Genomic DNA, 13,755 nt, shown 5'->3' on the forward strand with positions numbered 1-13,755 from the left:
GGCCGCGGCGACGTTGCGGCGTCGCTGCGGCAAACGAAAATCGGCGCATTTTGTAGACACGGATTCGCGCCGGAGAAACTCATCGAGTTAATCGTTATTTTCCGGTCAATTCATGATGTCAGCGCCATAACAATCGGGATATTTCAGACTGCGCATCACAGGTAAAGAAACATTCCGACGAATGTCGCCGCATTATCATCTGCCCAGCGCAACCTTTCTCTGCGCCAGTCGATGGCGCCAGCACGCTACAGGTAAAGAATTCCCCCGGATCCATTCCGTCGTTTTCTCACCAAGGAGAGAGGCAAGTGCTTAATCTTAATTTCCCCCGCGTCAGCGCGATCGCCATTGCGATCGCGACCCTGTCCACCGGCTCGGCCATGGCCGCCGAAAACCTCTACGGCGGCGGCGCCACCTTTCCGGCGCAGCCGTATGTCGGCAACACCTATACCGGCGTGACCCCCAACGCGCGCCTGTCGACCAATGCCGGCAACACCGCCGGTAGCGGCTTCACCACCGCGACCCTGGGCACCGGTTCGGTGTTCCTGACCTACAGCAACAGCAGCACCAACAAGGTGTCGTATTGCCAGACCGGCAGCGGCTTCGGCAAGAACACCGTGGCCGGCAGCACCGCCGCCAACCAGGCCTGCCAGGACTTCAGCGTGTCGCCGCTGGGCCTCAGCGGCGCCGCTGCCGCCCCGGACTTCATCGGCACCGACGCGCCGTACAGCACCGCCGACTACAACGCGTTCCTGGGTGGCGGCAACGCCGCCAGCCGCGTCGGCATCGTCCAGGTCCCGACCCTGGCCGGCGCCATCGCGCTGCCGCAGAGCACCCCGACCGTCAGCTTCAACCTGAGCGCCGCCCAGGTCTGCCAGATCTACTCCGGCCTGGTCAGCGACTGGAGCAGCGTGTCCGGCAGCGGCACCACCGGTCCGATCAAGATCGTCTACCGCACCGACGGCAGCGGCACCACCTTCGCCTTCACCAGCTACCTGGCGCGCACCTGCAACGGCACCAGCAACGTGCCGTCGGGCTTCGTGTTCAGCCCGAACCAGACCTTCAACTCGGCCCTGCCAGGCGGCACCAGCGGCGTGTACGGCTCGCGCGCGATCGGCGCCAGCGGCAACAACGGCGTGGTGACCTCGGTGCGCGTCACCAACAGCAACGCGCTGGGCTATGCCGACGTCGGCGAAGTCCTGCTGCAGTCGGCGCGCTACGTGACCGTGGCCGGCTTCGATCCGAAGAACTTCGGCAAGGATTCCAGCGGCAACCCGGCGCCGGTGACCCTGGCGGCGTCGGCGCTGCTGAGCGGCCGCGTGCTCGACGGTGCGACCGTCAACGCCGTCCCGGGCAGCGGTACCACCGCGGTGAAGAACTGCGTGCGCCTGGTGAACCCGACCACCGCCATCACCAATGCCTACCCGATCGCGGCGATCACCTACCTGGCCGGCTTCACCAGCGGCAACGGCAGCGCCGCGCACGTGCAGGCGGTCAAGGACCTGTTCAACATCTTCTACAACACCAGCACGCGCCCGGCCCTTCCGGACGGCTTCGCCTACCTGGGCGGCGTCACCGCCTCGGCGCAGAACACCGTCAACACCTGCGTGCAGTAACGGCAACGCTTCGAGCCAGAATGGCTTGCGACCGGCGGGCAGCGATGCCCGCCGGTTTCTTGTTTCTTGGGCGCTGCGGTCGGTGCAGCGATGGGGACGCGGCGATGCGCGCCGTCTTCCCGCATCCCGCGGCCTTGGCACGCAGCCGAACATCGCCGCAGGCCTGGCCGGGCGAGACCGGCAACCTGCAACGCCACTGCGCCGAAGGGCGCTATGCCGAAGCCGGCGGCTCCTCCTGATCGCGCAGCACCTCTTCCAGCACCTGGATCGCGCCATCGATCCGCGTCAGCGTCTGCTGCAGATCGCGCCTGCGCGCATCCAGCTGCTGCAGCTGCGCATCGCCCGCACGGCGCTCGTCCTTCAACTGCTGCAACCGTTGCGCGATCGAATGGCGATCCATGGCGTGGCACCTGCGTGGGTGGGATCGCTACAGTAAACCAGCCGCCCCGGCTCCTGCACGGCAGCGGCAACGGCACACAATCGCCATCGCCATCGCCATGCCTGGATCATCCGGTACGGGCGGACAACCGGCCTCACGCCGGCTCAGGCATACAGCACGCCTGGCCGCCCCGCTTCGACGATCGCATGCGGCACGAAGCGCGCGCTGTCGCGGGTGATCGGGCCGTCGTCCTCGCGGATGCCGATGCCGCACGCGCTATCGCCGACGATCCAGCTGCCGACCATCGGATAGCGGCCGTCGAACGCCGGCAGCGGATGCGCCTGCTGGACGATGCACGGCCCCTGGTACGGACCGTCGCTCTCCAGCATGCGCCCGTCGGCCAGATGCAGGGCGATATTGGCGCCTTCGCGCGAATGCAGCGGCTTGCGCACCCAGCCCGGCGGCAGCGCGGCGCCGTCGTCGAACGCGGCCGGCAGCAGGTTGGGATGGCCGCGATGGCGCGACCACAGCAGCGGCAGGATGCCCTTGTTGCTCAGCACCGCCTTCCACGGCGGCTCCAGCAGGCGCAGGCCCGATCCCGGCAGGGCCTGGCCGAAGCGCTCGGCGAACAGGTCTTCCAGCGGATACAGCTTGAACAAGGTGCCGATCACCACGTCGTTCAGATCCGTATAGCGGCCATCCTCGGACAGGCCGATGTCCTCGATCGCGATCGCCTCGCCGAACAGCCCGGCCTGCGCCGCACAGTCGCGCAGATACGCGACCGTGCCCTGGTCCTCCTCCGAATCGCGCACCGCGGCGAAGGACAGCGGTGGCGGCAACTGCGCCGCCAGTTCGGCGAAGCGCTCCACCAGCGTCTCGTGGATCGAATTGAACTGGTCGGCGTCGTGCGCCAGGCGCCCCTGCGCCCGCTGGTCTTCCAGCCACTGCCACTGGAAGAACGACGACTCGAACAGCGAGGTCGGCGTGTCGTAGTTCAGTTCGTACAACTTGGCCGGGCCGGTGCCGTCGTAGGCCAGGTCCAGGCGCCCGTACAGGTGCGGATCGCGGCGCCGCCAGCTCTCGGCGATCCAGTCGCGGAACGCCGGCGGAATCGCCAGGCGCTGCATCAACTCCTCGCTGGCGACGATCTCGTCCACCAGCCCCATCGCCATCTGGTGCAACTCGGCGCTGGGATCCTCCAGGTCGCGTTCGATCTGGCGCAGGGTGAACGCGTAGTACGCGCGTTCGTCCCAGTAGCGTTCGCCGCCGATGGTGTGGAAACGGAAGCCGCACTCGGCGGCCTGCGCGCGCCAGTCGCCGCGTTCGACGATCGCGATGCGTTGCATGTGCTTGCCTTGGTCGATGCGGCGTAGAGAGGCGCGGCGGTCAGCCGCCGACGCTGCCGCGCGCGCCGCTGGAGCTGCCGAAACCGCCGCGGCTCACCGTGACCGCCCGGTTCGGCGTGGCGCCGATATGGGTCATGGTCTGGTTGCCGCGCAGGCTGGTGGCGGCGGCCGCGCCGGCCCCGGCGGCCGCGGGCCGCTGCCACTGGCTCTGCCGGTCCTGATAGGCGGGCGCGGCGTTGAAGCCGGCCATGCGATTGCCGTTGAGCATCTGCGACAGGAAGAAGCCGGTCATCAGCGGGCCGATGAACGAATGTCCCTGGCTGTCGCGCTGCTCCACGCAGCGCTCGGCCGAATACTCCTGCGCGCACTGCTCGCGGCTGGCGTATTTGGGCCCCTGATCCGCCGACTGTTGCTGCGCCTGCTTGAACGCCTCGCGGCAGGTGGTGATGTCGTGGGTCTGCGCTGCACAGGCTTCCACCGAGGTGTATAGCCCCTCCTGGCGCTTGGCTTCGGGCGCGCAGGCGGTGAACAGCAGCGGCGCACTGCCCATCAGCAACAGCGCGGCCTTCTTGGATCGCTTCATCGGTTCCCTCCCGGAGCACAGACCCCGATGATGCCTGGTTCCGGCCAGGGACGGAAATCGCCGGCACCGCGGCGCCCGCCGGGCGCCATGCGCATCGCGCCGGTTCATCGCCGGCAAGGGCAGCCGCGCAGGCCGCGTGATAACGTGGCGAATGGCCCTGTGCGCGGCGCAAAAGGTTGCGAATGCAACCCTTTACCGCCCTCGCCGGGCCGCCCGCTTCCGCCAGCATTCCGCCCGCCTTCCGACTGTACGACGCCCCCATGCCCGACTATCGCTCCAAGACCTCCACCCACGGCCGCAACATGGCCGGCGCACGCGCGCTGTGGCGCGCCACCGGCATGCAGGACGCCGACTTCCACAAGCCGATCATCGCCATCGCCAACTCCTTCACCCAGTTCGTGCCCGGCCACGTGCACCTGAAGGATCTCGGCCAGCTGGTCGCGCGCGAGATCGAGCGCGTCGGCGGCGTGGCCAAGGAATTCGACACCATCGCCGTGGACGACGGCATCGCCATGGGCCACGACGGCATGCTGTATTCACTGCCCAGCCGCGAGATCATCGCCGACTCGGTGGAATACATGGTCAACGCGCACTGCGCCGACGCGCTGGTGTGCATCTCCAACTGCGACAAGATCACCCCCGGCATGCTGATGGCCGCGCTGCGCCTGAACATCCCCACGGTGTTCGTGTCCGGCGGGCCGATGGAAGCGGGCAAGACCAAACTCGCCGACCACAACCTGGACCTGATCGACGCGATGGTGATCGCCGCCGACCCCAACGCCTCCGATGAAAAGGTCGCCGCGTTCGAGCGCAGCGCCTGCCCCACCTGCGGCTCGTGCTCGGGCATGTTCACCGCCAACTCGATGAACTGCCTGACCGAAGCGCTGGGCCTGGCCCTGCCCGGCAACGGCACCGTGGTCGCCACCCATGCCGACCGCGAGCAGCTGTTCCTGAAGGCCGGACGCACTGCGGTCGAGCTATGCCACCGCTGGTACGGCGCCGAAGATCCGACCGCCCTGCCGCGCGGTATCGCCACCTTTGAAGCGTTCGAGAACGCGATGACCCTGGACATCGCGATGGGCGGCTCCACCAACACCATCCTGCACCTGCTCGCCGCCGCACAGGAAGGCGAAGTGCCGTTCACCCTGCGCGACATCGACCGCCTGTCGCGGCACGTGCCACAGCTGTGCAAGGTCGCGCCGAACATCCAGAAGTACCACATCGAGGACGTGCACCGTGCCGGCGGCATCGTCGCCATCCTCGGCGAACTGGCGCGCGGCGGCCTGCTGCATACCGACCAGGCCACCGTGCACAGCCGCACCCTCGCCGACGCCATCGCGCAGTGGGACATCACCCAGACCGACGCCGACGCCGTGCACACGTTCTACAAGGCCGGCCCGGCCGGCATCCCGACCCAGATCGCCTTCAGCCAGGCCACGCGCTGGCCGACGCTGGACGCCGACCGCGCAGCGGGCTGCATCCGTGACGTTGCCCATGCCTACTCGCAGGAAGGCGGACTGGCGGTGCTGTACGGCAACATCGCGCTCGACGGCTGCGTGGTCAAGACCGCCGGCGTGGACGAATCGATCCACGTGTTCGAAGGCAACGCCAAGGTGTTCGAGAGCCAGGATTCGGCGGTCAAGGGCATCCTCGCCGACGAAGTGAAGGCCGGCGACGTGGTGGTGATCCGCTACGAAGGCCCCAAGGGCGGCCCCGGCATGCAGGAGATGCTGTACCCCACCTCGTACCTGAAGTCCAAGGGCCTGGGCAAGCAATGCGCCCTGCTCACCGACGGCCGCTTCTCCGGCGGTACCTCCGGCCTGTCGATCGGCCACGCCTCCCCGGAAGCGGCGGCGGGCGGCGCCATCGGCCTGGTCCGCGACGGCGACAGGATCCTGATCGACATCCCCAACCGCAGCATCAACCTGCTGGTCGACGACGCCGAACTCGCCGCCCGCCGCGCCGCGCAGGACGCGCAAGGCTGGAAGCCGGTGGAAGTGCGCCCGCGCAAGGTCACCACCGCGCTGAAGGCGTATGCGCTGTTGGCGACCAGCGCCGACAAGGGCGCGGTGCGCGACAAGGCGATGTTGGACGGTTGAGGCGTTGCCATGAAGACCGTGGCTTCCCACGGTCTTCATGGCATCCCGGCATTGAACTGTGGGAGGAACTCTGGGTGGCCTCGGGCTATCAGTCCCGACGCGTGACTGCAATCGCCTACAGTTCGGCTGCCTCTTGCGGCAATGTCACTCGCCGCCGACGCCCAGCCCATCCAGCGGGCTGCGCACCGCCGAGGCCCCGCGCCCCAGCACATGCGTGTAGATCTGCGTGGTGGCCACATCCTTGTGGCCCAGCAGCTCTTGCACGGTGCGGATATCGTGGCCGGCTTCCAGCAGGTGCGTGGCAAACGAATGCCGCAGGGTGTGGCAGGTCGCCGGCTTGGCGATGCCTGCACGGCGCCGTGCCGCCTGCACTGCGCGCTGCAGCGTTTCCTCCGACACGTGATGCCGGCCCACTCGGCCACTGCGCGGATCCACCGATCGACGCGCGGCGGGGAACAGATACTGCCAGGCGGGCTCGGCATCGGCACTGGGATACTTTCGCGCCAGCGCATGTGGCAGGAACACCCTTCCCGCCCACTCGGCGAGATCCGCGACGTGCAGCAGCAGCGCCCGCTCGCGTTGCTGCATCAATTCCCCGCGCAGGCTGCGCGGCAGCGGCACCCGCCGATCCTTGCCGCCTTTGCCGTCGCGCACCACGATCTCGCCGCGAACCATGTCCACATCCTTGATCCGCAACCGCAGGCATTCCAGCAACCGCATCCCGCTGCCGTACAGCAGCCCCGCCATCAGCCGACAACACCCGTCGAGCATCGTCAGCAAGCGCGCGACCTCCTCGACCGAGAGCACCACCGGAATCCGCCGCGGCCGCTTGGCGCGCACCAGATTCTCCATCCAGGGCAGTTCCACGCCCAGAACATCACGATAGAGGAACAACAGCGCCGCCAGCGCCTGATTCTGCGTTCCGGCCGAGACCTGCCCCCGGGTCGCCAGATCGGTCAGGAACGCTTCGACCTCGGCCTGCCCCATCTGCGCCGGATGCCGCTTGCCGTTGGCCAGGATGAAGCGCCGTATCCAGCCCACATACGCTTGCTCGGTGCGCAGGCTGTAATGCCGAAGCCGCAGCCGACCACGGACCCGATCCAACAGCTTGGGCGCCAGGCGCGTCGTTACGCCTGCATCGTCACGGGTGTAACTCATACGCCTGCTCAAACGTCGGATAACGCAACCAGCATCAACGCCAAGACCGTCGGTTGCCATCCGGCAAGTCATTGTTACGAAGTAGGAATTCCCCTCTTCCCAGACTTCTGGCATTAGTCGATACTTGGCGCAACACCGCTTTTAGGCGGTCCAATAGTAGTTAGGCAGCAGATGAGCACCCTCGCAGTTGAGGAATTTGATCCCGCGATTCACCGCGATCACATGCCGGAGGTTCCGTCCCCTAGTCCTGCGCGGCATGTCCTTGTTGTTTCATTTGGAAAGTTCAAGCTTGAGTTCCTATCCCAAGCTCAGCTTGAGGTCGCAATCGCCTACTTTTGCTCGCCGTCCGGCTCAACACGGATGTATGCCACTGGCGGAGACCATTGGGAGTTCCAGCCCTGGCAAAGCAGATTGCCTGCCGGAATCAACAATGCGCATAACCGCGACCGAGTGTTGTCGGCGCTCCTATCCGCTAGGGAGTTGGCTCGTGATCACTTACCATAGTCATGGGCCGCTGCCTAACAATTCATTCAAGCCGAAACCGCTTCGCGGTTCGGCTTAATTCAGGCGTTAGGGCGCACATGTGAGCACTTCGAGCAGCCAGCTAGAAGCTGATCCGAGGCAGCGCTTCTTCAACGAGGCAGGGGACTGCATCCCACCGTTTGTGCGTTTATCGTGGCGCGGGGGCTGCCTCAACCGAGACCGCTTCGATGCCACGATGATGCCTCGCTTCCTCTTTGAGGCGCTGGTAGCAGCGACCGGCACCAATGAGATCAGCGTGCACTTCTACACGGGCGAACAACCGCCAGCGCTAGGGGTGGTGCCGGATTGGGATTCCTTCTGCGCTGCCGTGAAGCGCCCCGGCAACCAGTCCCTCGAACATGTAGTGTTTGACGCTTCAGGCTCTTGGGCAGTGCTCGGCGAACTCGACGTTGTCGTACTAGGCGCGTCGCCCGAGGTAGCCGAGCGCATAGACCGTGAGCTAGAGCAGCATGGCACCAGCCTCACCCAGATGACGATCTGGGACTACGCCGGCACCCTCTCGGAAGATCCGCGGTACTCATACATGCGGGCGGTGGTCGGCTTGGCGCCGGCGGGTGCGCCCTAACAATTCGTCCAAGCCGATGCCGCTTCGCGGCGCGGCTTAACTCAGGTGTTAGGCATGCTTATGACACTGTTCGCGGCCACGGTTTTCACAGCAGCACTCGCTAGCTCAAGCGGCTCGGCAGAAGGGCCCTGCGTGGTTCAGTTCGCGAATGGAAGCGCACACAGCAGCATCGCGCAGCACTTCGCGGTCGCCTTTGAGCAAGAGGTACGGGGTCATAGTTTCCTCCGCTTGGCGCGAGCCTCTGGCGACTTTGACATCGAGTTCTATCTCGTCGGCGCTCCGGCGAACGATATTCGGTCGTACCCTTCCAACGATCGGTTCCGGGTGTTCTACGTCTTAAAGTATCGGGACGATAAATTTGACTCGGCATCCGTACTAAACTGCTCGGGACGGGGCGAAGAGTGCGCGGCCTCAGCTGCAAGAAGACTTGCAGAGACTTGCGCACGCATGCCTAACAAGTCATTCAAGCCGATGCCGCTTCGCGGCACGGCTTAATTCTGGTGTTAGGCCCCACATGAGAGATTCAAGAAGATCCCTTCCCGAAGCGCTCGTAGTGATTGAGCGCAACGGAGTTCACCGCATCGAGATTCGAGAGGTGCTGCAAGACGGAGACTCTTACTTCCTTGTCTTTGCTAAATCGGACGGTACAGAATTTCGAGTTCCAATTGATGGGGCAAAGCTCAAGAAGACAGTTGATGGGCGGGTGCCAGCGGATTTAATCTACAACGGCGGAGCGCTCGTCGCACCACAGCAAGATGTTTGAGATCTCGCGGGCCTGCCCGGAGGGGTGATGCCTAACAATTCATTCAAGCCGACGCCGCTTCGCGGCGCAGCTTAATTCAGGTGTTATGTCGCACAGAGAGTTCCCGGCGAGCGTTACACAAGCAACGATCTGCTCATACTTTTGGGCGGGAGTCGCTGTTGGCGTGTTGCCGTTTCAAAGCGGCAAGGATTGGGCTTTTTCTGTCATCGAGACGTTAGATGAGCCACCTATTGAGGTCATTGAGATTGCAACTGCCAATGACCGCAACAGCGCCATGGATGCGCTACAAGCCGCAGCCCACGGCGCAGATCAGCAGGCTGCGGGCCGGCTCCTATTGGCGGACATACTTGCCCAGCGCAAGTCTGGGGACATATCTGCAGCAGACGCGACTCTCGCGGCCATGCGTGTAGCTCAAACAACGAGCCTTCCCGACGAGGTCTACTATCACTTTGACGGGCTAGATGACGAGCTTCAACTGGCGGCCAACGGAGCGTACGGCAATCTAGCAGAGATCACGTTAGACGTGCTCAAGGCTCTTGAGGAGCACGCGGGTGCAACATAACAATTCATTCAAGCCGAAGCCGCTTCGCGGCTCGGCTTAATCAGGCGTTAGGCGACAGGACCATGATTAATTGCACCGACAACCCAGTGGGCTGGTCCCTGCTCCTTGACGACCTTGAGGATGCGCGTGAGCACTTGGACAACCTCATCAAGGAGATATCTGCGAGTTCAGGGTATGGAGAGCCTGAGTTTCGGATAGATCTAGGCCATGTGTATGCTCATCTCAATCGGGCATGGAGGCGTAGAGACATTGCTGAGGACTTTACGGACGGCGAGTGGGCAGTTGCCGGTGCATTTCCCAATGATCTTGAGCCAGTCGCCTAACAAATCATTCAAGCCGAACCCGCTTCGCGGGTCGGCTTAACTCCGGTGTTAGAGACGATGGTTGAAGGTCCAGCAGAGGTCGACAGAAGCACTTACACCTTCTTTAGCGACAGCATTGAGCTGGCGTACCGATCTGCTGTGACAAAGGATCTTGACCATAGCAACTCTATGGCCCGGTACTCGTTGCTCGCCACTGCTCACTTCATCGAGGCCAGTGCCAACGCCTGCATTGAATCCCTTAGTCTTGGCAATGGATTTGCCAGCGACATAGACAAGCTTCCGTTCCTGTCAAAGTTCGACCTGTTCTGTCGTCTTAGGCGTCGCGGCGCGTCCATAGATCGTGCGCGGCACGAGGTGCAGCAGGTAGTGGAGATCAAGAGAGTGCGAGATCTGTTCGTCCACCCAAAAGCACAGGCCGTGATTTGGGAGCACTGGTCGGAGGACGAGTCAACCGCTCGTTGCCCAAGAACACCAGCGCTTGACCTTCCAAAGACCCCAAGCTTCTGTTGCGCGGATGATTCAGTCAACGCATTGCGCGCCTGTCACAACTTTATGGCCTACGTCTTTCAGGCACTCTGTAAATCTAGCAAGACCACCGCTTCAACGATCCTATTCTGCGAGGATCCTGGGTTCGACCAAAGCAAGACTGTCTACGGCTGCTTGAGCAAGGAGATTCATTTATGGCTGAGTTCAAACGCTATAAGCATTAAGTACATTCAGGTCTACTAGCCATCGTCTCTAACAATTCATTCAAGCCGACGCCTCTTCGCGGCTCGGCTTAATTCGGGCGTTAGGCCGCATAGCATGCATCAGTACCAACGGTTAATGCGTCGGAAAGGCGTAACAACTCATACGGACGATGAAAGGATGCAAATTCTCGCGTTGCTTCAAAGCGCGCCTGGGGTGGATAACGTTGAGATTGTTGGAGTCCATCCAAAGGGCGGGTACCGCACCACGTTTGACCTATCGATCGATTCAATTGACGCTTTCTTAGCTCTACTTGAGGCGAACGACTGGATGTCAGTCTTTTAGTTGGCGGCCGCAACTGCGCTAGCATGCGGCCTAACAATTCATTCAAGCCGAACCCGCTTCGCGGGCCGGCTTAACTTAGGTGTTAGGCACCATGTCAGAGATCCTGCTCTTCACAGTCGAAGAGATCTTTAAGCTTTCGGGGCGTCCGGGACCGGTTCTTGTTCCCGGGATTCTTAACAAGCCTAGCCTTCCATCAATTCGGATTGGCACTCCGATTTTCATTGTCACACCCAGCGGCGACCGCATCGACACACAAATAGCTGGCGTAGAGATGATCAACTATGGCCGCATGCCGCTTCCGGACAGTCCTTCTGCGCCCATTGGCTTGCCCTCCTCGCTGTCCAAGGACCAGATCCCTATCGGCAGCAAGGTCTATCTCACTAGCACTGGTGGAGATCGCGCTGGTGCCTAACAATTCATTCAAGCCGAAGCCGCTTCGCGGCTCGGCTTAATTCAGGCGTTAGGCACATGGACGAAGATCTTCGCCAACTGATTGACGTATGCATCAAGCGCGTGGGCGGAAACACACTTTGGCCCGATGGCTTTGAGCCATTCTGCCTAAAGCACGGCGTGGATAGAGACCGCTTGTGCTATCTCTTTGCCAAAGTAGTCGCAGAGGAGTTCGTAAACGGCGAGATGTCCTATGCAGACGGAGACGTGGCCATGAACCAGCTCTCCGGAATTATGGACATTGACCTTAGGGGCTTCCCGTTGGAGGTCTATTTGGCCTTTGATGCTGGGGAGTTCTGCCGCGATGACGATACAAAGGGCACCATTCCTTGGCAAAAATACACGCTTCCGGCCGTAATGGAGGCGTTGGCAAGTGAAGGCCTGCTGCCAAGTGCCTAACAATTCATTCAAGCCGAAGCCGCTTCGCGGCTCGGCTTAATTCAGGCGTTAGGGCCCAATACAGTGTCCACACACTCGAAGGTTGATCCCGGCCTATCTTGGCCCAGCGGCGACTATCGAGATGTGGCCGTACTTCCTTTGGATGATCTAGTCGTAAGCAAGGTCTTCGGAGATATACTTGAGGGAACCGAGCCAGGACTAGGGGACTGGCTCGCGGTTGGATTCCAGCTCTATGATGGTCAATACGTTGAGCTTGTTCGCTACAAACTTAGTCCACCGCCACTTGGTTACACCGTTAGGTTTGATAGTTCTGCCAGTGTCGAGCCAGGGCTATCTTCTGTGCTTTCTTTGGCGGGCTTAACGCGATCAGCGCTTCCATGGGTCGCGGCTGGGCCCTAACAATTCATTCAAGCCGACGTTGCTGCGCAACGTGGCTTAATTCAAACGTTAGGCAGGCCTATAAAAATTACTTGGAGGTTTTAGTATGAGTCCGATGCCAATGACGTTGGAGACGCTTGCCAGCTTGGGCGCGTGCCTTGATCTGTTAGCTCACACCTACATGCCGATGACGCTAGAGAAATTGGTTGGCCTCGCTGCGAGTAGCGGCGGTCACATCATCAATGCATCGCAAAGCATGCCAATGACGCTGGAGAACCTTGCTCGTATTGGGGGCTCGCATGTCACCTTTAAATTTTGACCTGCCTAACAATTCATTCAAGCCGACGCCGCTTCGCGGCGCGGCTTAATTCAGGTGTTAGGCAGAAATGAGAGTTCTCGCAGCGGCCACTCTTTCAATCCTTCTCATGGCTGGCTGCGCGTCTTCTGGCCGGATAAGTCCTACACAAGCGCCTGCGCCAAACGCGGTGATGGGTATCTGGGATCTTGTAGTCACCGACAAGAGCCAGACGCAATCATTTAGCTTTGCTCTCACGAACACACCTGCCGACACCTGCATTTCCGGCAACTGGTTCCAGGCACAGCCGCTCTCTGCGCCGCAGGGGCAGGTATCCCGGCCGGCTTATCAGTACCAATCTGGCAAGCTCGAGATCCTGCTATCCACCGAGCTGTGCGACGCCTACACTGTTCTCATAGGCAATGTTTCTGGCTCAACCTTCGAGGGGTCTCATGTCTCTTATGGCCTGTTCGGCAGCACGGAGCACGGCAAGGTTAGCGGCGCGCTTCGGCAATAGCCGGTTGCCGCCTAACAATTCAATCAAGCCGACGCCGCTTCGCAACGCGGCTTAATTCAAGCGTTAGGCCGTGGTGGAGCAACAGCATCGGTGCTCGCATCTTCGACCAGTTCACTGGCGCGCACACGGTCGGCTCCGGATACGGGTTCTCACCATAACTGGCATCGGACAGTCCGCCGCTTCGTCATTTCGTGTCGCTGCCGCGCGGCACTCATTGCGCCTGGCTTCGGAGCCAACAGGCCTCGTGGCATTGCGGCGCAAGCTTCATCCCGCAAGCTGTGGCACACTCGGCTCAGGCGGGCAGTGCTGGGGAGCACGGTTGCGGTCTCAACCGTTTCGGCCACTCACTGCTTAACAACTCATTCAAGCCGACGTTGCTTCGCAACGCGGCTTAATTCAAGCGTTAGAGCCCTTTGGAAACTTGGCAGCCCATTACAGTCGTTGAGCTTGAGGCGCTGGTGGCCGATCAGTTCCCTAGCTGCTCGCCTACCCAGCAAGCCGCATTCGCCTCATATCGCGTGCCGTTTTATTCAGTCCCTTTCCAGCGCAGCCGTGCCTTGGAGCATGTCCTTGTCGTTGCAGAGTTGCCATCTGGCCTGCTCTACTACGAGGACGTTGAGGAGGGATTTGAGGTTGGGGTGCTAGATGCTGACGGCATCCTGCAGGACCATGGCTGCAACCAGTTGGAATTGACTCATGCGCTGTCGCGGGCAGGGCTCTAACAATTCATTCAAGCCGAATCCGCTTCGC

Annotated in this window: 15 protein-coding genes; 11 read left to right on the forward strand and 4 right to left on the reverse strand. The window is 62.1% G+C overall.

The window, feature by feature from the left end; translation table 11 throughout:
• Nucleotides 1-305 precede the first annotated feature (305 nt).
• Nucleotides 306-1,613 (forward strand): substrate-binding domain-containing protein, encoded by a 1,308-nt coding sequence (locus HDC36_RS21890; protein WP_179570978.1) that lies wholly within the window; start codon nucleotides 306-308, stop codon nucleotides 1,611-1,613.
• A gap of 211 nt (nucleotides 1,614-1,824) precedes the next feature.
• On the opposite strand, the gene HDC36_RS21895 is transcribed toward HDC36_RS21890, so the two are convergent.
• The 3 genes from HDC36_RS21895 to HDC36_RS21905 all read right to left on the reverse strand — a co-directional run bounded on the left by HDC36_RS21895 (nucleotide 1,825) and on the right by HDC36_RS21905 (nucleotide 3,921).
• A complete protein-coding gene (locus tag HDC36_RS21895) occupies nucleotides 1,825-2,013 on the reverse strand; it encodes a hypothetical protein (protein ID WP_179570979.1) in 189 nt (62 codons plus the stop codon).
• A gap of 143 nt (nucleotides 2,014-2,156) precedes the next feature.
• Entirely contained in the window at nucleotides 2,157-3,338 is a 1,182-nt protein-coding gene (locus HDC36_RS21900) for a glutathionylspermidine synthase family protein (protein WP_179570980.1), read from the reverse strand.
• Nucleotides 3,339-3,378: 40 nt separating this feature from the next.
• The gene (locus tag HDC36_RS21905; RefSeq protein ID WP_179570981.1) at nucleotides 3,379-3,921 is read right to left on the reverse strand and encodes a DUF1190 domain-containing protein; all 543 of its coding nucleotides are present in this window, start codon (nucleotides 3,919-3,921) and stop codon (nucleotides 3,379-3,381) included.
• A 260-nt stretch (nucleotides 3,922-4,181) separates the two neighbouring features.
• On the opposite strand from HDC36_RS21905, the gene ilvD reads away from it, so the two are divergent.
• Nucleotides 4,182-6,020: a dihydroxy-acid dehydratase gene (gene ilvD, locus HDC36_RS21910; protein ID WP_179570982.1), complete on the forward strand. Its 1,839-nt coding sequence runs from the start codon at nucleotides 4,182-4,184 to the stop codon at nucleotides 6,018-6,020.
• Between the two features lie 144 nt (nucleotides 6,021-6,164).
• Here ilvD and HDC36_RS21915 read toward each other — a convergent pair whose 3' ends face one another.
• Nucleotides 6,165-7,178: an integron integrase gene (locus tag HDC36_RS21915; RefSeq protein WP_179570983.1), complete on the reverse strand. Its 1,014-nt coding sequence runs from the start codon at nucleotides 7,176-7,178 to the stop codon at nucleotides 6,165-6,167.
• A 718-nt stretch (nucleotides 7,179-7,896) separates the two neighbouring features.
• On the opposite strand from HDC36_RS21915, the gene HDC36_RS21920 reads away from it, so the two are divergent.
• From HDC36_RS21920 to HDC36_RS21960, 9 genes are all read left to right on the forward strand, one after another.
• Entirely contained in the window at nucleotides 7,897-8,286 is a 390-nt protein-coding gene (locus HDC36_RS21920; RefSeq protein WP_179570984.1) for a hypothetical protein, read from the forward strand.
• 553 nt (nucleotides 8,287-8,839) lie between these two features.
• Complete coding sequence (locus HDC36_RS21925; protein ID WP_179570985.1) at nucleotides 8,840-9,049, forward strand: hypothetical protein; 210 nt, start codon at nucleotides 8,840-8,842, stop codon at nucleotides 9,047-9,049.
• Between the two features lie 163 nt (nucleotides 9,050-9,212).
• Nucleotides 9,213-9,611, forward strand: coding sequence for a hypothetical protein (locus HDC36_RS21930; protein ID WP_179570986.1), 399 nt, complete (start codon nucleotides 9,213-9,215; stop codon nucleotides 9,609-9,611).
• Nucleotides 9,612-9,991: 380 nt separating this feature from the next.
• A complete protein-coding gene (locus HDC36_RS21935; RefSeq protein ID WP_179570987.1) occupies nucleotides 9,992-10,663 on the forward strand; it encodes a hypothetical protein in 672 nt (223 codons plus the stop codon).
• 394 nt (nucleotides 10,664-11,057) lie between these two features.
• Nucleotides 11,058-11,378 (forward strand): hypothetical protein, encoded by a 321-nt coding sequence (locus tag HDC36_RS21940; RefSeq protein ID WP_179570988.1) that lies wholly within the window; start codon nucleotides 11,058-11,060, stop codon nucleotides 11,376-11,378.
• Nucleotides 11,379-11,434: 56 nt separating this feature from the next.
• Nucleotides 11,435-11,815 carry a hypothetical protein gene (locus HDC36_RS21945; protein WP_179570989.1) on the forward strand — a complete coding sequence of 127 codons (381 nt, stop codon included), beginning with the start codon at nucleotides 11,435-11,437 and terminating at the stop codon, nucleotides 11,813-11,815.
• A 499-nt stretch (nucleotides 11,816-12,314) separates the two neighbouring features.
• Nucleotides 12,315-12,512 (forward strand): hypothetical protein, encoded by a 198-nt coding sequence (locus HDC36_RS21950; protein ID WP_218848635.1) that lies wholly within the window; start codon nucleotides 12,315-12,317, stop codon nucleotides 12,510-12,512.
• 169 nt (nucleotides 12,513-12,681) lie between these two features.
• On the forward strand, nucleotides 12,682-13,005 hold the full coding sequence (locus tag HDC36_RS21955) for a hypothetical protein (RefSeq protein ID WP_179570991.1): 324 nt from the start codon (nucleotides 12,682-12,684) through the stop codon (nucleotides 13,003-13,005).
• A gap of 458 nt (nucleotides 13,006-13,463) precedes the next feature.
• A complete protein-coding gene (locus tag HDC36_RS21960) occupies nucleotides 13,464-13,727 on the forward strand; it encodes a hypothetical protein (RefSeq protein WP_343204369.1) in 264 nt (87 codons plus the stop codon).
• The last annotated feature ends 28 nt before the right edge of the window (nucleotides 13,728-13,755 follow it).

This window comes from Xanthomonas sp. JAI131 (assembly GCF_013410075.1).
GTDB lineage: Bacteria > Pseudomonadota > Gammaproteobacteria > Xanthomonadales > Xanthomonadaceae > Xanthomonas_A > Xanthomonas_A bonasiae.